The organism is Micromonospora sp. NPDC002575 (assembly GCF_042889525.1).
Taxonomy (GTDB): Bacteria; Actinomycetota; Actinomycetes; order Mycobacteriales; family Micromonosporaceae; genus Micromonospora; species Micromonospora carbonacea.
Genome location: NZ_JBIARA010000016.1, coordinates 145,653 through 163,367 on the forward strand (window position 1 = coordinate 145,653; position 17,715 = coordinate 163,367).

Genomic DNA, 17,715 nt, shown 5'->3' on the forward strand with positions numbered 1-17,715 from the left:
GATGACCGACGCCGACAGCACCCTCGACCAGCTCGTCACGCTGCTGCTGCGCCGCCAGGGCAACCCGGTCGACTCGATCGGCCCCGACGACCGGCTGCTCGACCTGGCGGTCGACTCGATCGACATGGCGTACCTGATGTCGCACTTCGAGCGCCAGCACGACGCCGACTTCGCCGACGAGGACTTCGAGCTGAGCCGGTACGTCACCGTGGGCGACCTGGCCAAGGCGATCGACGCGCGGATCAATGGCTGAGGGCGCGACGCGGACCCGCCGTCCCCCGGTGCTGGACCCGGCGCTGTCGCTGGGCTGGGACGACGGCCCCCTGGACGGGCTGAGCTGCCTGCTGCGCTGCGTCGAGTCGGCGCTGCGGGCCGAGGGCTTCGACAACCGGGAGATCGCCCAGGCCCTCGCCGTGCCGCTGGACCTGCGCGGCGACCGGCGCAAGTCCTCCTGGTTCCGGCACGGCCGGCTGGACTGGCGCAACGCCGTCGACGGCCACGAGCACTGGGACGAGTTCACCGCGCTGGTCGCCGCGGGCACCCCGTGCGTGCTGATGCCGGACCGCTACTACTGGCCGGGCGACGAGTTCGAGGGGGTCGCGCACTTCCTCGACCACATGGTGCTGGCCGTGGCGTACGACGGCGAGGTGCTGGAGGTGCTGGACACCGACGCCCCGCCGGCCGACGGGTACCGCCGCCGGATCCCGGTCACCCCCGACGTGGTCCGGGGCTGCTGCCGGTTCGCCACCGTGCACTTCACCCCGCCCCGCGACGACGCCGCCGCGCTGCGCGCCACGCTGCTGGAGCCGACCGCCGTGGCGCTGGCCGAGGACCTGCCGGCGCTGCGTGCCGTCGCCCGGCGCTGGCGGCGCGACGGCCTGACCGGGCCCGCCGCCCGGGCCCTGCACGTGGTCGTGCTGGGCGCGGTCCAGCCGTCGCTGTTCCTCACCGGCCTGGCCGTCGAGCAGGCGTACCCGGCGCTGGCCGCCGAGCTGCTCGCCGCGTCCCGCGCGGCGCAGAAGCTCGGCCGGACCCTCATCGGCGCGCACCGCTGGGCGGGCGCGCAGGCCGACGACACCTCCGTGTACGCGCCGGTGCTCGGCGTCTTCGAGGCGTGCGAGGCGGCGCTCGCCCGGCTCAGCGACGAGCTGCACCGCCAGCTCGGCCTGCCGACGCCGGCCCCCGACGCCAGCGGCGACGACGAGGGCGTCTGGCGGCGGATCCTGCGCAACCAGGCGTGGTGCTACGCCGACCGGGTCGCGCCCGCCGACCAGCACCGGGACGAGGAGAGGAACCGATGACCGCAGAAGGCCCACTCGACCTGAGCCAGTCCCAGGCGCTGCGGCGGCGCGCCGTGGCCGTCGACGCCACCCTCGCCTACGAGGGCTACGTGCTGGCCCGCGACCGCCTCGTCGACGGGGCGTACCCGCTGTACGGCGAGCGCGCCAGCGGCGCCCACATCTGGGACGTCGACGGCAACCGCTACCTCGACCTGATCCTGGCCTACGGCACGATCATCCTCGGACACGCCGACCCGGTGGTCACCGAGGCGGTCCTGCGGGAGATCCGCGACGGCTTCGCCATCACACTGCGCAAGCGGGTCCAGGTGGAGCTGGCGGAGCTGCTGACGGAGGTGATTCCGCACGCCGAGAAGGTCTTCCTGCTCAAGACCGGCTCGGACGCCACCAGCGCCGCCGTGCGGCTCAGCCGCGTGCACACCGGGCGGACCCGGGTGATCCGCTGGGGCTACAACGGCTGGCACGACTGGTGCGCCACCCGCCCCGGCGGGGTGCCCACCGAGGCGCAGGCCGTGGTGGACAGCTTCGACTACAACGACCTGGACAGCCTGCGGGCCGCGTTCGAGCGCCACCCCGGCGAGGTCGCCTGCCTGCTGATGATGCCCTTCGAGGTGGACCCGCCGGCCCCCGGCTTCCTGGCCGGCGCGGCGGAGCTGGCCCACGAACACGGCGCGCTGTTCGTCCTCGACGAGATGCGCTCCGGCTTCCGGATGGCCCCCGGCGGCGCGCAGGAGCGCTACGGCGTCCGGGCCGACCTCGTGACGTTCAGCAAGGCCATGGCGAACGGCTACCCGATCTCCGCCCTGGTCGGCCGCGAGGAGGTCATGCGGGCCGTCGGCGAGGTGCACATCAGCTCGACGTTCCACGTCAACGGCGCCGAGATGGCGGCGGCGGTCGCCACCATCGGCCAGCTGCGCGACGGCGCGATCCTCACGCACGTCGAGCGCCTCGGCGAGCGACTCCAGGCGGGGCTGGCCAAGCAGCTCGCCGAGCACGGCCTGCCCGGCCGGGTGCTGGGGGTGCCGCAGATGCCGTTCCTGCGCTTCACCGACCCCGACGACGCGGCGCGCGGCCGGGCGCACGACGCGTTCTACACCGAGACGACCCGGCGGGGCCTGCTGCTGCACCCCAACCACCACTGGTACGTCTGCGGCGCGATGACCGACGAGGACGTGGACGCCGCGCTGGAGGCGACCTCGGCCGGCTTCCGCGCCGCCGAGGCGGCCGCCCATGGCTGAACCGGGCCGGCAGCAGGTCGTCCACCGCGTCCGCGAGCTGCTGGCCCGCTACCGCGACCCGGCGCAGGTCGACGGCCTCGGCGACCACGAGCCGCTGGCCGTCCTCGGCGTCGACTCGGTCACCCTGATCACCGTCGCCGCCGAGCTGCACCAGCGGTGGGACCTGACGATCCCCGACGACGCCGTGCTCGACCCGGCGGCGTCGGTCGCGTCCCTCGCCGACGCGGCCGTCGGCGGCGCAGCGGACGGCGCGGACCGTCCCGGCGGCCGGCTCGACGTGGTCGGGATGGGCGTGGTGGCCCCCACCGGCCACGGCGTGCCGGCGCTGTGGGACGGCCTGCTGGCCGAGCGGGCGCACCGGCTGCCCATGCCGTACGACGCCGCGCGCGGGCACCGGGCCGGCGCGGTGGCCGGCGCGTCCGCCGCCGAGGTGGTGGCACCGGACCGCCTGCTCGACCTGGTCTGCCTGGCCGCCGGGGAGGCGCTCGACGGCCTGGACCCGGGCCGCCGGGCCGGCGTCACGCTCGTCGTCGGCACCACCGACACCGGCGGCAACGCCCTCGGCCACGCCCTCGCCGGCGCGGGCGACGACCGGGCGGCGCTGGCCGGCTGGGTCGCCGAGCGCGCCGCCGAGCAGCTCGGCCTCGGCGCGGCCGTCACCGTGGGCAGCGCGTCGGCCTCCGGGGCGGTGGCCCTCGGGTACGCCCGCGACCTGCTGCTCGCCGGCGACGCCGAGGAGGCGCTCGTCGTCGGCGCGGACACGGTGTCGAAGTCCGCGTTCCACGGCCTGGCCGCCCTGCGCACGCTCGGGGTGGACGGCTGCCAGCCGTTCCACGAGGCGCGGCGGGGCATCGCGCTGTCCGAGGCCGCCGCCGCCTGCCTGCTGCGCCGGCCGTCCCCGGGCGGCCCCGCCGACGACGCCGTCCTGGGCCGGTTGGCCGGCTACGGGGCGAGCAGCTTCACCACCCACATGGCCGCCCCCGAGTCCGCCGGGATCGAGCTGGCGCTGCGGCGCGCGCTGGCCGCCGCGGCCCTCGCGCCGGGCGACGTCTCGTTCGTCAACGCGCACGGCCCCGGCACCAAGCTCGGCGACGTGGCCGAGATGCGGGCGCTCGCGGACGTCTTCGGCGACCGGGTCCGGACGCTGCCGATCAACAGCGTGAAGGGCCTGCTCTGGCACTGCCAGGGCGCGGCGGGGGTCATCGAGTCGCTGGCGTGCCTGCTGTCGCTGCGGCACGGGACGCTGACCCCGACGACGGCGGCCGAGCCCGTCGACCCGCAGTGGAGGGAGCACGACATCGTGACGAAGCCCCGGGAGCTGGCCGACGCCCGGTCGGCCGTCTCCGTCTCCTGTGGCCTGGGCGGCGTCAACACGGCGGTCGTCTGGGAGCGGGCATGAGCGCGGGCGTGGGCACGGGAGCCGGGGTGGGTGCGGGCGTGAGCACGGCGCCGGTCGGGGCGGCGACCGTGACGACGGTGCGGCTGGCGGCCGGCGGCAGCGACCGGTTCGCCCTCGACGAGGCGGCGCGCAACCGGGCCCGGGGGCGCGACGGCTGGCCCGCCGAGCCAGAGCTGACCCGCGTCGTGGTCGACCGGTTCACCGACGTCGTTGGCCGGATCGTGGCCGCCGCCGGGCTGGACGCCGCCGCCCTCCGGGAGACCGAGATCGCGGTGGGCACCCTGTACGGCATGGCCCGCGTCGGCGAGGTCATGCACGAGCAGCTCGACGAGGCCGGGCCGAAGTGGCTCGCGCCGGAGATGTTCGTCTACTACTCGCCGCACTCGCTGGTGTCGGCGGCGGCGGTGGCCCACGGGCTCGGCGGCGCGGCGACGACGCTGCTCGGGCGCGACGGCGGGATGCAGGCCCTCCTGCACGCGGTGCGCCGGCTGTCCACCGGCCAGGCGGACACGGTGCTGGTCGGCGCGTACGAGGCGCTGACCCCGTTCGCGGACGCGGCGCTGGACCGGCTCGGCGTGCCGCACCACGCCCAGTTCGGCGACGTGGCGGCCGTGCTGCTCGGCCGGGAGGCCGCCGGTGCCGGTGCCGGCCGCCGGCTGTCGGTGGCCCGGGGCGTCGCGTCCGGCCGGGCGCTGCCCGCCGTGCTGGACGCGGCCGGCGTCGACCCGGCGGCCGTCGCCGACGTGCGGCTGTGCGGCGCGACCGTCGCCGTCCAGCAGGCCGCCCGCGCCGAGTTCGGCGCGGCGTTCCCCCGCGCCCGCACGTGGGTCGGCGGGGCGTCCTCGCCCGCCGTCGGGCCGGTGTGCGCCCTCGCCGAGGCGGTCGCCCCGCCCGCCGACGCCGGCGCGGAAACCGCCGCCGCCGAGGGGGAGGCAGCCGGCCGGGCCGTGGCCGTCGTGGCCGGCCGGCCCGGGGCGTGGGACGTGGTGCTCGCCGGATGAGCGGCCCGCCCACCCTTGCGGACGCGCTCGCCGAGGTGGCGGGCCCGCATCCGCACCGCCCGGCGGTCGTCGCCGGCGACCGGACGCTGACGTACGCCGAGCTGCTGCGGCGGGCCGAACGGCTCGCGGCGGGGCTGACCGGGCGGGCCGCCACCGTCGCGCGGTGCGCCGCCGACGTCGCCGTGACGGTCGTGGCCGCCACGATCGCGGACGTGCCGCTGCTCGTCGGCGACGCCCGGGCCGCCGACGACGAGCGGGACCGGGCCCGGTCGCTGTTCCGCGCCGACCGGCTCGTCACCGGCGACGGCGACCGGCTCACGGTCGAGGGGCTCGCCGGGTTCGCCGCGGTGGACGCCGCCGGGTTCGCCGCCCAGGCGCCCGCCGGGCCGCCCGGGTTCGCGGCCGGGGACGGGCCCGCCGGGCTGGGGCTGTCCACCTCGGGCAGCGAGGGCTGGCCGAAGTGCGTGGAGCGGCCCTGGCCGGCCGTGACGGCCAACGCGCGGGCGTTCGCCGCCGCGCTGGAGCTGGCCCCCGGCGAGGTGGTCGCCTGCACCACCCCGCCGCACCACAGCTACGCCCTGTGCGGCGGCATCGTCACGACGCTGGTCGCCGGCGGCACGTACGTGGCGCTGGACCAGCGGCCGGGCCCCCGCACGGTGGCCGACGCCGTCGACGGGCACCGGGTGGCGGTGCTGCTGTCCGTGCCGCTGCTGTACCGGTGGTTCTCGACCGCCGGCCTCGCCACCCGGCACCGGCCCCGGCTCTGCGTCTCGGCGGGCGCGCCGCTGCCGCCGGAGGACCGCCAGCGGTGGGCGGAGGCGGTGGGCTGGCGCATCGGTGAGCACTACGGCACCTCCGAGCACGGCATGCTGACCCTCGACACCGAGTCGGTCGCCGGCTCCGTCGGCCGGCCGGTCGCCGGGGTGACGCTGACCGTCGATCCCGCGCCCGGCCCCGGGGACGTCCTCGTGTCCTGCGCCGGCCCGCCGACCCGCGTCCACGCCGCCGAGCCGCCTCCCGCGCCGGCCGGGGACGGGCCCCAGCCGACCGGCGACGTGGGCCGGCTCGACGCCGACGGGCGGCTGCACCTGCTCGGCCGCCGGGGCGGCACGCTCAACGTCGCCGGCAACAAGGTGCCGGCCGCCGAGGTCGAGGACGCGCTGCGGGCGTTCCCGGCCGTGCGGGACTGCGCGGTCGTCGGCGCGCCGGGGCCCGGCGGCGCGCAGGAGGTCGTGGCGTTCGTCGAGACCGTCGGCGAGCTGGACCACCGGGCGCTGTACGCGTTCCTGCACGGGCGGCTGGCCGCCTACAAGGTGCCCGCCCGGGTGGTCGTCGTCGACCGGCTGCCCCGCAACGTCAACGGCAAGCTGCTGCGCGCCGAGCTGCTGCGCGGGCTGGCCGCCGACGCCTGGCGCTGACCCGCGGGGGCGGGCCGCTCTGCGCACCAGCGGGCCGGCCAGTGCAGCGGCGGACCGCCAGTGCAGCGGCCGGCCGCTCAGCGCAGCAGCGCCGCGAACGACTCCGCGAGGTCGGACTCGGCGCGCAGCCGGGTGAGGCTGTCGCGGGCGTAGCCGGCCCGCTGCGCCAGCGTGGCGTCGTCGAGCGCCTCTCCGATCGTGGCCGCCAGGTCGGCCGCCGGCACGACGGGGTCGTCGGTGGCCCCCGAGTGCCGGTTGACGTACCGGATCCGGCCGTCCTTCTCGACCTCGGTGGTCCGCGCCACCAGGCCCGCGCCGTGGTCGGCGAGGAACTGCCGGCCGTTGGCCTCCTGCTCGCTCATGAACGGCAGCACCACCTGCGGTTTGCCGTGCAGCAGGCCGGCGAGCACCGTGGAGTAGCCGCCGTGGTTGACCACCAGGTCCGCCCAGCCGATCGGCCCGGTGATGCCGGTGAAGCCGCCCAGCTCGACGTTCGGGTAGCGGTGCAGCCACTCGCGGGCCGCGAACCCGGCCGACAGGAACACCGACAGGTCGGGCCGGTCGCAGGCGGCCAGCACCTCCCGCAGCGCCGTGTCGGCCACCATCCCGCCGCTGCCGATGGAGACGTACACCCGGCGGGTGCCGGCGGCGGCGCGCGGCACGTACGGCGCGCCGGGCGGGTCCCAGTACAGCGGGCCGACGTACGCCGGACCCGACCGGCCGGGCGGGGCGGGCGGCGGCGGCTCCACCTCCGGCGCGCTCGGCACCACCGTCAGGTCGCCCCACAGCAGCTCGGGGACGCTGCCGACCGGGTCGAGCCCGTGCTCGGTGGCGACGGCGTCGAGGGCGTCCAGGGCGCTGGGGTGCGGCAGCAGCGTCGTCGGGTCGGCGGCGCTCCACGGCATCCACGCCAGCGGGTCGGGGCTGAGGAAGTCGGTGTCGGCGATCGACACCAGCGGCAGGCCCCGCAGCCGGGCGGCGAGCACCGCCGTGGGCTGCATGTCGGTGACCACGACGTCGGGCCGGTACTCGTCGATCGCGGCCAGGTCCCGCCGCAGGTGCTCGGCCAGCACCGACCGGCGGTAGTAGCGCGCGGTCACCGCGTAGACGCGCTCCACGTTGGCGAACGGCAGGAACGCCGGCACCCGCTTCGGCGCGCCGTCCGGGGCCGGCTCCCCGATCATCCGGTAGCCGCCCTCGGCGACCATCCGGGGCACCCCGGACGGGCCGAAGGCGCACTCGAAGCGCCCGCGCAGCCGCGCGGCGGCGGCGAGCGCCCGGCCCGTGTACCCGGCGCCGCCGCCGGCCGACCAGGGGCAGAAGAGGACCTTGCGGGTCATGGGAGCAGCGCCTCCAGTCCACGGGGATGGTCGAGGGAGTGCACGGCGTCGGCCGGGAGGTCCCGGCGCAGCACCTTGCTCAGCGTGCGGCCGGGCCCCGCGTCGACCAGCAGGTCGGCGCCTGCGTCCCGGGCGGTCGCCAGGCACTGCCACCAGCGCACCGGGGCCAGCATGTGTCGGTGCAGGTCGGCCCGGATCTCCGCGACGTCGCGGCTGGCCCGCCCGCTGGTGTTCAGCACCACCGGGACGCGGGGCTCCCGCAGGTCGACGTCGGCCACCAGCGGGGCGAACCCGGCGTCGGCGGCGGCCATCAGGGGCGAGTGCGCCGCGAGGGCGATCGCGAGGGGCACCACCCGTTCCGCGCCCGCCGCCACGGCCCGCTGCGAGACGGCGGCGACGGCCGGGGCCGCGCCGGAGACGACCACCTGGTCGGGGCCGTTCACCGCCGCCACCGAGACGGCGTCGTCCCCGGCCGCGCGGACGAGGTCGGCGACGGTGGGCTCGGACAGCCCGATCAGGGTCGCCATCGCGCCGTCGGCGACCAGGCTGGCCCGGTGCATCAGCTCGCCGCGCCGGGCCACCAGGTCCAGCGCGTCGGGCGCGGACAGCGCCCCCGCCGCCGCGAGGGCGGTGAAGTGGCCGAGGCTGTGCCCGGCCACGCACACCGGCGGGTGCTCCGTGCCGCGCCGCGCCGCCTGTTCGACCAGGGCGTACCAGCCGGCGAGGCCGGCGAGGAACACCGCCGGCTGGTTCCAGTCCGTGCGCGCCTGGTCGGTGCGCTCGGTGCGGAAGCAGATCTCGCGCAGCGGCAGGCCGGTGCGGGACTCCGCCAGGTCGAACAGCTCGCGCACGGCGGGGGAGGCGTCGTGGAAGCGCTGGGCCATGCCGGGGAACTGCGCGCCCTGGCCGGGGAACAGCAGCGCGTACCGGGGGGCCGTCACGCGCTCATCCCCCCGTCGACGGCGAGGACCTGCCCGGTGACGTAGGACGCGCCGGGGGAGGCGAGGAACGCGATGGCGGCGGCCACCTCGGCGGGCGTGCCGGCCCGGCCCATCGGCGTCTGCGCCAGGATCGCCGCGCGGGCCGGGTCGCCGCCCTGCGCGCTCATCGCCGACGGCACGTAGCCCGGGGCGACCGCGTTGGCGGTCACCCCGAACCGGGCGGTCTCCCGGGCCACCGACTTGACCAGCCCCACCAGCCCCGCCTTCGCGCTGGCGTACGCCGCCTGGAACGGCCAGCCGCGCAGCCCCGCCACGGACGTGGTGACCACGATCCGGCCGTGTCCCCGGCCGGTCATGTCGGGCAGCACGCCCCGGATGAGCAGCATCGCGGCGGTCAGGTTCACCGCGAGGGTGGCCGACCAGTCGTCGGCGCGCACCCGCGCCACCGGGGCGGGGCGCAGCACCGCCGCGTTGCTGACCAGCACGTCCACCGGCCCGGCCCGGCGCGCCGCCGACAGCACGGCCGCGACCCCCGCGTCGGCGCCGACGTCGGCCCGTACGGTGGCGACGCCGGCCGTGTGCGGCGTCAGCTCGGCCGCGAGGCGCTCGGCGGCGGCCTCGTCGCGGTGGTAGTGCAGCACCAGCGTCACGTCGGGGCCGGCCAGCGCGTGCGCCACCGCCTGACCGATCGCCCCGGTCGCGCCGGTGACGAGGACGGTGCGCCGGGTCATGCCGGCGTTCCGCCGTGGCAGCGCTGGAGCACGCCGACCCACTGCCGCATCAGGTGGGCCATCTGGTGGACGAAGCCGCGCAGCTCGTGGGTCCACACCCGACCGGTCATCGCCTCGACGGCGTCCTGGAGCTGGTACGACAGCGACACGTACGCCTCGGCGTAGGTGTCGCCGTCGAGCTTGGCGTCGTGCAGCCAGCCGAGCACGTCCTCCAGGACCGCGATCGCGGTGAGTTCCTGTTGCAGGTCCCGCAGCAGCAGGTGCTCGTTGCGGGTGTGCCGGGCCAGCGGGTCGCCGAACCGCACGGCGTGCCCGAGCCGTTTCGCGCACGCCTGCACGAAGTAGCCGCTGAAGATGTCGGCGTACCGGTCGATCTCCTGGCCGTGGTGGCGGTAGCCCATGCGCGGGAAGTAGTAGGCGGGGATGGCGTCGCGGTGCACGGCGGTGTTCTGCGAGTTGACCGGCGCCCAGGTGTCGGTGTCGCAGACCAGGGCCGGCGCGGGCATGGCGGTCACCTCGGGCCGCACGGCGATGCGGGTGATCGCGTCGACGTCGGGGTCGCCCAGCCACAGTCCGGCGTTGATCCGCACGTCGACCGTCTCGGTGCGCTCCGAGGTCGGGGTGGGGTTGCGGTGCGCGTACGGGAAACCGCGCGGGTAGACCGGCATCGGCGCGACGGTGAGCTGCCCGCACGGGTTCCACCAGCCGGAGGCGGCGGTGACCACCCGCGCGGGCCGGGGGCCGGCGGCCACGACCGCGTGGGCGGTGAGGAAGTCGGCGTCGATGGGGAAGTTGTCGTCGTCGACGGAGACGAGGAAGTCGGCGTCGGACTGCCAGGACAGCAGGTAGCCGACGTTGCGCCGGTTGTCGGAGTCGTAGGGCACCAGGGTGGGCGCGCTCAGGTCGGCCAGCAGGGCGTCCTGTTCGGCGACGGTGGGGCAGACGACGTGCAGGCCGTCGCGGCGGGCCCGCTCGACGTTGTCGAACAGGGCGGCGGGGGTCTTGCGGTCGGGGATGACGACGATCCGCACCCGCCGGTAGGCGTCGGCCGCGCCGAGCAGCGTCCGGTACGCCGACAGGAACGCCTCGCCGTCGCCGATGGTGGTCATCACGACGTCGATGCGGGGCAGTGTCTCGCTCATCGGGCTCCTTCTGTGGATGCAACGGGGGTGAGCAGCCGCAGCACCGCGTCGAGGGCGGCGCTGCCGCCGAGGTCCGCCACGACCGCGTCCGCGCCCGCCGCGCGCAGCTCGCCGGGTGGGGTGGCCCCGGTGGCGACGGCGAGGCAGCGCAGGCCCGCCGCGTGCGCCGCCGTGACGTCCTTGGCGGTGTCGCCGACCACCACGCCGGGCCCGTGGCCGCCCAATGCGGCCACCCCGGCGGCCACCACGTCGTCGCGGTCGCGGGCGGCGTCGCCGAAGCCGCCGTCGCGCAGCAGGTCCGCCAGGCCGGTGCGGCGCATCTTCCAGCGGGCCACCGACCGGGCGTTGCCGGTGCTCATGCCCAGCGGGCAGCCGTGGCCCCGCAGCGCCTCCAGCAGCGCCCGGCAGCCGGGCAGCAGGTCGCCGGCGCTCGCGCCCCCGTCGGCCGCGGACCCGCCGATGCGCGCGGCGAGGGCGTCCATGACCTGCCGGGTGAGCTGGGGCAGCCGGTCGGCGGGGACGCCGTGGTGGCGCAGCGCCGCGTGCACCGTGCCGGCGTCGGTGAAGCCGGCCAGGTCGATGTCGGCGTAGAAGAGCTGGCCGCCCTCGTAGCGGAACTCCTCGGCGGTGCCGCAGACGTCGGCGATGGCGGCGGCCATCGTGGCCATGTGCAGGCGCTGCACCGGCGCGCCGGGCCGGATGAGCGTGCCGTCGAGGTCGAACAGGACGAAGCCGGGGCCCGTCATGCCGGCGTCGCGGCGCCCCGCGCCGCCGCGACCTCGCCCGCGATCCACCGGTACGTGACGGCGAGGCCCTCCTCGAGGGGGATGCGGGGGACCCAGCCCAGCACCTGGCGCACCAGCGTGTTGTCGGAGTTTCGCCCACGCACGCCCTGCGGGCCGGCGACGTGGCGCAGGCGCAGGTCGTCGCGGCCGGCGGCCGTCATCACCAGGGCGGCCAGCTCGTCGATGGTCACCAGGCGATCCGAGCCGATGTTCACCGGCTCGGCGTGGTCGCTGCGCATCAGCCGGTAGGTGCCCTCGACGCAGTCGTCGACGTAGCAGAACGACCGGGTCTGCCGGCCGTCGCCCCAGATCTCCACCTCGCCGCCGGGGGGCGCCTCGGCGACCTTGCGGCACAGCGCGGCGGGGGCCTTCTCCCGCCCCCCGTCCCAGGTGCCGTAGGGGCCGTACACGTTGTGGTAGCGGGCGATGCGGACGTCCAGGCCGTACTGCTCGGCGTAGTACACGCAGAGCCGCTCCGCCATCAGCTTCTCCCAGCCGTAGGAGTCCTGCGGGCCGGCGGGGAAGGCGTCGGCCTCGCGCAGTGGCCGCACGTCCGGCGTCGTCTGCGCGTACTCCGGGTAGATGCAGGCGGACGAGGCGAGGAAGTAGCGCCGCGCGCCGGCCAGCCGGGCCGCCTCGACGGTGTGCAGGTTGATCAGCGCGTTGTTGCGCAGGATCGTCGCCGGGTCCTTCGAGATGAAGCCCATGCCGCCCATGTCCGCCGCGAGGGCGTACACCTCGGTGACGCCGTCGCACGCCCGCCGGCAGACCTCCGGGTCGCGCAGGTCGCCCACGACGAAGTCGTCGGCGGTCGTGGCGCGGAACTCCGGCAGCCGCAGGTCGGCGCCGCGGACCCACCAGCCCTGGGCCTGGAGGTACGTCACCAGGTGGCCGCCGATGAAGCCGCCGGCTCCGGTGACGAGTGCGCGTCTGGTCATGGGACAACCCTTCAGTCAGGTGGCGGTACGTCGCCGGGGCCGGTGCGCCCCGCCCGACGGGCCGCGCGTTACGGCGTCGCCTCGACCGGCGGTTCGAAGGACCGGGTGCGTACGGACCGCTCCGCCGCCATGGCCAGCGCCAGCGCCGCGTACGAGTCGCGCCAGGTGCCCGCCCGGGGGTCGGGTTCGCCGCCCCGGGCGGCGGCGAGGAACCCGTCGATCTGGGCGCGGTACGCGGCGGCGAAGCGGTCCCGGTAGTCGCGGTGGCGGGGGCGCCGGTCGGGGCCGTGCTCGGTGACCTGCCGCATCGGGGTCCGCTCGTCGAGCCCCACGGTCAGGCAGTCCCGCGAGCCGAGCACCTCGATGCGGACGTCGTAGCCGAGCGGGCTGTGCCGCCCCGCCGTGAGCACGGCGACCCCGCCGCCCTCGACGCCCAGCGTCGCCGCCACCGCGTCGTAGTCGTGCAGCTCGGCCAGCTCGGGCACGGCCAGCACGTCCCCGATCGCGGCGACGCCGCTGACCTCCCGGCCGGTGAGCCATCGCACCATGTCGAAGTCGTGCAGCATCAGGTCCCGGAAGATGCTGCCGGAGGCGGCGAGGCGGTCCAGCGGCGGCCAGGCGGCGTCGTGGGAGAACATCCGCACCGTGTAGACGGTGCCGAGGCCGCCGTCGGCGATCCGGTCGCGCAGCGCGCTGAACCCGGCGTCGAAGTGGCGCTGGAAGCCGATCCACAGCGGGGTGCCGCCGTACTCGGCGGCGAGGCCCAGCTCCCGGGTCCGGTGCAGGTCCAGCGTCAGCGGCTTCTCGCAGAACGTGGGCAGCTTGCGTTCCAGCGCCAGCGTGACCAGCGCGTCGTGGCTCTCCGTCGAGGAGGTCACCACCACCGCCTCCGCGCCGTCGAGGAGCCGCTCGACGTCGTCGCACGCCTCGCCGTCGACCTGCGCCGCCAGCGCCGCCGCCTGCCCGACGCGCGCGTCGTGGCAGGTCAGCGCCACGTCGTCGGACGCCGCCAGGTGCTCGGCGTACATGCGGCCGATCTGGCCGCACCCGACGAGGCCCACCCGCAGCCGCCGCGCCCGGCTCACGGCCGCGCCCCGGCGGTGTCGCGGGCGCCCCGGATCAGCCGGCCGGGGCGCGCGCCGGTGTGCTCGCCGTCGACGAACGTCACCTCGCCGGAGACCAGCGTGGCCCGGTACCCGTCGGCCCGCTGGATCAGCCGGCCGCCGCCGGCCGGCAGGTCGTGCACGAACTGTGGGGGCCGCAGCGCGAGGTTGTCGAAGTCGATGACGTTGACGTCGGCCTTGAACCCGGGCCGCAGCAGCCCCCGGTCGCGCAGCCCGTACAGGGCGGCCGTCTGCCAGGTCTGCTTGTGCACGACGAACTCCAGCCCGAGCCGTTCGCCGCGCGAGCGGTCCCGGGCCCAGTGGGTGAGCTGCGACGTCGGGGTGCTCGCGTCGCAGATCAGCCGGCAGTGCGCGCCGGCGTCGCTGAGGCCGACCACGCAGTGCGGTTCGAGGAGCATCTGGTGGATGGGGTCGAGGCTGAACTCGCTGTAGCCGAGCAGCGGACGCAGGAAGGTCTGCGTGCCGTCCCCGGCGACGAGCAGGTCGTACATGACCTCCTCGCAGTCGCGGCCCGCGCGGGCCGCGATGGCGGCGACGCTGTCGTCGCGTCCGGGCTCGTAGTCGGGCTGCCGGCCGAACGGGAAGTACTTCTCGTAGTCCTCGGGGAAGAGGTGCGCCCGGGGGTTGACGGTGGCCGGGGCCTCGGCCAGGATCCGCCGCCGGATCTCGGGGTCGCGCATCCGGGCCACCCGCTCGGCCAGCGGCAGGTGCGCCAACTGCTCCTGGTACGTGGGGCGGCGCTTGAACGGGTGGGTGCTCTCCAGGCCCACGATGACGCTGAACGGCCGCCCGGCGATCTGCGGGCGTAGCTGCGCGCCCTCGGTCTCGTTGGCCCGGCGCGCCATGTCGACGATCTCCCGCCACAGGTGCGGCTCGTGGTCGTTCTGGAACAGGCCGAACGTGATCGGCCGACCGACCTGCGCCGAGAGCCGCCGCATCCACTTGACCTCGCGGAACTGGTCCTCCATCGGCTCGCCGCCGGCCCCGGCGGGCACCAGCTGGAACACGCCGGCGCCCAGCTCGCCGAGCACCCCGCCGAGGGCGAACAGCTCGTCCTCGGCCGCGAACGTGCCGGGCACCGGCTCGCCGCTGATCGCCAGGTGGGTGGTCGTGCGGGAGGTGGAGAACCCGAGCGCCCCGGCGTGCATCGCCTCCCGGACGATGGCCGTCATCGCGGCGATGTCCTCCGGCGTGGCCGGCTCGTTGGCGGCGCCCCGCTCGCCCATCACGTACGCCCGGACGGCGCCGTGCGGCACCTGGGCGCCGACGTCCATCACCCGGGACAGGCCGGCGACCGCCTCCAGGTATTCCGGGAAGCTCTCCCACGCCCACCGGATGCCCTCGGACAGCGACGCGCCGGGGATGTCCTCGACGCCCTCCATCAGGCCGATCAGCCACTCCCGGTTGGGCTCGGTCACCGGGGCGAAACCGACGCCGCAGTTGCCCATGACCACCGTGGTCACGCCGTGCCAGCAGGACGGCGTCAACAACGGGTCCCAGGTCACCTGGCCGTCGAAGTGCGTATGGATGTCGACGAATCCGGGAGTGACGATGCACCCGTCCGCGTCGATCTCGCGGCGGCCCCTGCCGGAAACCCTGCCGACCGCCACGATCCGGCCGTCGGAAATGGCGACGTCACCGGTCCGGGCGGCGTCTCCGGTGCCGTCCACGACCGTGCCGGACCGAACGACGACGTCATACATCGAACAGGTGTCCTTTCTCGGCGGCGACGAAGACGAGATTGTCGTATTCATACGATGACCTCGGTCGATGCGGTCGCGGCATTCCGTCGGACAGCTCGTAGGCCCGGTAGTCGTGGCCGACCATGAACTCGACGAGTTCCGCGCTGCGCGCCGCGCCCGGCACGTCGAGGTCGCCGACCTCCAGCGAGACCACCGGGCGCACCGTGCCCAGCAGGCGGCCCATGCCCTCCAGGACGTTCTTCTCGGCGCTCTCGGCGTCGATCTTCACCACGTCGGGCGTCAGCGCCCGCGCCGCGACGAACTCGTCGAGGGCGACCGCGGCGACCTCGTGCACGGTGGTGGCCACCCGCTGCCGGACCGCTGCCGGCAGCCGGGAGCGGTAGGCCGAGTTGTAGGGGCTGTAGCCGACGCCGTGGTCGGTCAGCGACAGCTTCCCCGGCGACGACCAGACCGCTGCCGGCACCGCCGTGACGTTGCCGAGGCCGGCCACGTTCTGCGCCAGCAGCGCGTACGTCGCGGGCGTGGGCTCGAACGACACCACCCGGCCGGACCCGCCGACGCAGCGCGCCCCCAGCACGGTGAAGTAGCCGAGGTGGGCGCCGACGTCGAGGAAGGTCGCCCCGGTGCGCAGGTGGCGCAGCAGGAAGGCGCTCAACTCGTACTCGATGAAGCCGTGCCGGCGGATCGCGATGGAGATCTCGTCGGGCAGCCGCACCCGCAGCCGGTCGCCCCAGAACGTGCGGCCGTGGGCGAGCCGGGCGTGGCCGCGGTGCCGCCAGCGGCGCAGCCGCGCCGTGGACGGGAAGACCGTGGGGTACGGCCGGCGCAGGAAGGCCCGCACCGGCCGCCCGGCCGTCGCCGCGTGGCGGCGCAGTTTCTCGGCGAGCGCCCGGCGTTGCGCATCCGTCACGGCAAAGGCCGAATCATGAGAGCCCCCGCAATGGTTCGTGGTTCGGTCGTGGCCGTCGATGGCGTTCGATGCCATGGCAACGCCATCGTGTCGCCAGACCGCAGCGTACGTCAATGTCTTCGACCGGTCCAGAATTGATTTCCCGGTGCCGATGCGAGGCCCTTATACGACACGGCGAGAACGGCTGGAAACCCCTATTGCCGGCCCCGGAGGACGGCCGGGCGCGAGCCCGGGATGTGCTACGTTGGCACGCGGCCGGTGACGGTACAGAAAGGGTGGCGGCCCGTGGGTGACGCCGAACAGGACGCGATCCTCGCCAAGATCCGTGACGCGCTCTCGGGGCTGCCCGGCATCGCGGGCCTCGCCCTCGGCGGGTCCCGCGCCCGGGGCACCGCCGACCGGAAGTCCGACGTGGACGTCGGCGTCTACTACCACCGCGACGGCCGACCCGACATCCGGGAGCTGAGCGCCGCCTTCGCCCGCATCGACGACAGCGGCGACGCCGGGTGCACCGACTACGGCGAGTGGGGGCCGTGGATCAACGGCGGCGGCTGGCTCGTCGTCGACGGGGTGAAGACCGACGTCCTGCTGCGGGAGGTCGACCGCGTCCGCGCCGTCGTGCGGGCGTGCGCCGCCGGGCGGCCGGAGATCCACTACCAGCCCGGCCACCCGCACGGGTTCTGCACCGTCATCTACGCCGGGGAGCTGCACCACAACGTCGCGTTCCACGACCCGCAGGGCGTGCTCGCGCAGCTGCGCTCGCTCACCGACCCCTACCCCGAGCCGCTGGCGAAGGCGCTCGTCGGGCAGTTCGGCTGGGAGTCGCAGTTCGCCCTCGACACGGCGGTCACCGCCGCCGGCCGGGGCGACGTCGCGTACGTCACCGGCTGCGCCTACCGGGCCGTCGCCTGCCTCACCCAGGTGCTCTTCGCCACCGCCGGCCGCTACCTGGTCAACGAGAAGGGCGCGGTGGCGGAGGCGGCGACCTTCCCGACCACCCCGGCCGGGTTCCGCGGCGGGGTCGACGCGGCGCTCGCCGCCCTGTCCGCCGACCCGGACGACCTGACCCGGGCCCTGCGGCTGCTGCGCGACGTGCGCGAGGAGGTCATGGCCGGTGCCGGGGGATGAGGCCGGGCCCCGGGTCTGGATGGTCACCGGGGTCCCGGGGGCCGGCAAGTCGACGACCGCCCGCGCGCTGGCCCGGTCCGTGCCCCGGGGCGTGCACGTCGAGGGCGACGCGCTGCAACGGCTGATCGTCGCCGGCAACCGGCCGCCGCAGCCGCAGCACGACGAGGAGGCCGAGCGGCAGATCCTGCTCAACGTCGGCAACCAGTGCCTGCTGGCGCGCTCGTTCCTCGCCGCCGGCTTCCTGGTCGTCCTCGACTACGTGGTGACGTCCCGGCAGCGGCTGCGGCACTACCTGGAGCTGCTGCACCCCGCGCCGCTGGGCTTCGTGATGCTCCGCCCCGACCTGGCCGTCGCGGCGGCACGCGACGAGCTCCGCCCGCACAAGACGGTCCTGCGCGGCTGGCTGCACCTGGCCGACGAGATGGCCGGCGAGCTCGCCGGCGTCGGCCTCTGGCTGGACAACGGCGACCTGACGGTCGACGAGGCCGTCGCGGCGATCCGCGCGCGGGCCGGCGAGGCCACCCTCACCCTCGACGCGCTCGACGCGCTCGACGCGCTCGACGCGCTCGACGGCCCCCGGGCGTCGGTCGGCTGAGGAGCGTCGGCCGGGCGCGCCGGC

Annotated in this window: 17 protein-coding genes; 8 read left to right on the forward strand and 9 right to left on the reverse strand. The window is 76.0% G+C overall.

What is annotated here, in order from left to right:
• Nucleotide 1: 1 nt before the first annotated feature.
• The 6 genes from ACFYWL_RS23105 to ACFYWL_RS23130 are packed head-to-tail and all read left to right on the forward strand — an operon-like array spanning nt 2 to nt 6,354.
• Complete coding sequence (locus ACFYWL_RS23105; protein WP_386976000.1) at nt 2-253, forward strand: acyl carrier protein; 252 nt, start codon at nt 2-4, stop codon at nt 251-253.
• Complete coding sequence (locus ACFYWL_RS23110; protein WP_386976003.1) at nt 246-1,301, forward strand: hypothetical protein; 1,056 nt, start codon at nt 246-248, stop codon at nt 1,299-1,301. Before ACFYWL_RS23105 ends, ACFYWL_RS23110 begins: the two co-directional genes overlap by 8 nt.
• Nucleotides 1,298-2,536 (forward strand): aspartate aminotransferase family protein, encoded by a 1,239-nt coding sequence (locus ACFYWL_RS23115; RefSeq protein WP_386976005.1) that lies wholly within the window; start codon nt 1,298-1,300, stop codon nt 2,534-2,536. The genes ACFYWL_RS23110 and ACFYWL_RS23115 overlap by 4 nt, the downstream gene beginning before the upstream one ends.
• On the forward strand, nt 2,529-3,935 hold the full coding sequence (locus tag ACFYWL_RS23120) for a beta-ketoacyl synthase N-terminal-like domain-containing protein (RefSeq protein ID WP_386976008.1): 1,407 nt from the start codon (nt 2,529-2,531) through the stop codon (nt 3,933-3,935). The genes ACFYWL_RS23115 and ACFYWL_RS23120 overlap by 8 nt, the downstream gene beginning before the upstream one ends.
• Nucleotides 3,932-4,936, forward strand: a complete 1,005-nt coding sequence (locus ACFYWL_RS23125; RefSeq protein ID WP_386976011.1) for a beta-ketoacyl synthase N-terminal-like domain-containing protein — start codon at nt 3,932-3,934, stop codon at nt 4,934-4,936. Before ACFYWL_RS23120 ends, ACFYWL_RS23125 begins: the two co-directional genes overlap by 4 nt.
• Nucleotides 4,933-6,354 carry a class I adenylate-forming enzyme family protein gene (locus tag ACFYWL_RS23130; RefSeq protein ID WP_386976014.1) on the forward strand — a complete coding sequence of 474 codons (1,422 nt, stop codon included), beginning with the start codon at nt 4,933-4,935 and terminating at the stop codon, nt 6,352-6,354. The genes ACFYWL_RS23125 and ACFYWL_RS23130 overlap by 4 nt, the downstream gene beginning before the upstream one ends.
• Before the next feature lie 77 nt (nt 6,355-6,431).
• On the opposite strand, the gene ACFYWL_RS23135 is transcribed toward ACFYWL_RS23130, so the two are convergent.
• The 9 genes from ACFYWL_RS23135 to ACFYWL_RS23175 all read right to left on the reverse strand — a co-directional run bounded on the left by ACFYWL_RS23135 (nt 6,432) and on the right by ACFYWL_RS23175 (nt 15,968).
• Entirely contained in the window at nt 6,432-7,694 is a 1,263-nt protein-coding gene (locus ACFYWL_RS23135; protein WP_386976017.1) for a glycosyltransferase, read from the reverse strand.
• Nucleotides 7,691-8,635: an ACP S-malonyltransferase gene (locus ACFYWL_RS23140; protein WP_386976019.1), complete on the reverse strand. Its 945-nt coding sequence runs from the start codon at nt 8,633-8,635 to the stop codon at nt 7,691-7,693. Before ACFYWL_RS23140 ends, ACFYWL_RS23135 begins: the two co-directional genes overlap by 4 nt.
• Complete coding sequence (locus tag ACFYWL_RS23145) at nt 8,632-9,366, reverse strand: SDR family oxidoreductase (protein WP_386976022.1); 735 nt, start codon at nt 9,364-9,366, stop codon at nt 8,632-8,634. Before ACFYWL_RS23145 ends, ACFYWL_RS23140 begins: the two co-directional genes overlap by 4 nt.
• Nucleotides 9,363-10,508 carry a hypothetical protein gene (locus ACFYWL_RS23150; RefSeq protein WP_386976025.1) on the reverse strand — a complete coding sequence of 382 codons (1,146 nt, stop codon included), beginning with the start codon at nt 10,506-10,508 and terminating at the stop codon, nt 9,363-9,365. The genes ACFYWL_RS23145 and ACFYWL_RS23150 overlap by 4 nt, the downstream gene beginning before the upstream one ends.
• Nucleotides 10,505-11,254 carry an HAD family hydrolase gene (locus tag ACFYWL_RS23155; protein ID WP_386976028.1) on the reverse strand — a complete coding sequence of 250 codons (750 nt, stop codon included), beginning with the start codon at nt 11,252-11,254 and terminating at the stop codon, nt 10,505-10,507. Before ACFYWL_RS23155 ends, ACFYWL_RS23150 begins: the two co-directional genes overlap by 4 nt.
• Nucleotides 11,251-12,231 (reverse strand): NAD-dependent epimerase/dehydratase family protein, encoded by a 981-nt coding sequence (locus ACFYWL_RS23160; protein WP_386976031.1) that lies wholly within the window; start codon nt 12,229-12,231, stop codon nt 11,251-11,253. The genes ACFYWL_RS23155 and ACFYWL_RS23160 overlap by 4 nt, the downstream gene beginning before the upstream one ends.
• A 68-nt stretch (nt 12,232-12,299) precedes the next feature.
• Nucleotides 12,300-13,316, reverse strand: coding sequence for a Gfo/Idh/MocA family oxidoreductase (locus ACFYWL_RS23165; protein WP_386976034.1), 1,017 nt, complete (start codon nt 13,314-13,316; stop codon nt 12,300-12,302).
• Complete coding sequence (locus tag ACFYWL_RS23170) at nt 13,313-15,058, reverse strand: amidohydrolase family protein (RefSeq protein ID WP_386976037.1); 1,746 nt, start codon at nt 15,056-15,058, stop codon at nt 13,313-13,315. The genes ACFYWL_RS23165 and ACFYWL_RS23170 overlap by 4 nt, the downstream gene beginning before the upstream one ends.
• The gene (locus ACFYWL_RS23175; protein ID WP_386976040.1) at nt 15,051-15,968 is read right to left on the reverse strand and encodes an FkbM family methyltransferase; all 918 of its coding nucleotides are present in this window, start codon (nt 15,966-15,968) and stop codon (nt 15,051-15,053) included. The genes ACFYWL_RS23170 and ACFYWL_RS23175 overlap by 8 nt, the downstream gene beginning before the upstream one ends.
• Before the next feature lie 285 nt (nt 15,969-16,253).
• Between ACFYWL_RS23175 and ACFYWL_RS23180 the strand changes: the two genes are divergently transcribed.
• Together ACFYWL_RS23180 and ACFYWL_RS23185 are read left to right on the forward strand one after the other, a co-directional pair.
• Nucleotides 16,254-17,096: a nucleotidyltransferase domain-containing protein gene (locus tag ACFYWL_RS23180; protein ID WP_386976043.1), complete on the forward strand. Its 843-nt coding sequence runs from the start codon at nt 16,254-16,256 to the stop codon at nt 17,094-17,096.
• On the forward strand, nt 17,083-17,691 hold the full coding sequence (locus tag ACFYWL_RS23185) for an AAA family ATPase (RefSeq protein WP_386976046.1): 609 nt from the start codon (nt 17,083-17,085) through the stop codon (nt 17,689-17,691). The genes ACFYWL_RS23180 and ACFYWL_RS23185 overlap by 14 nt, the downstream gene beginning before the upstream one ends.
• Nucleotides 17,692-17,715 lie beyond the last annotated feature (24 nt).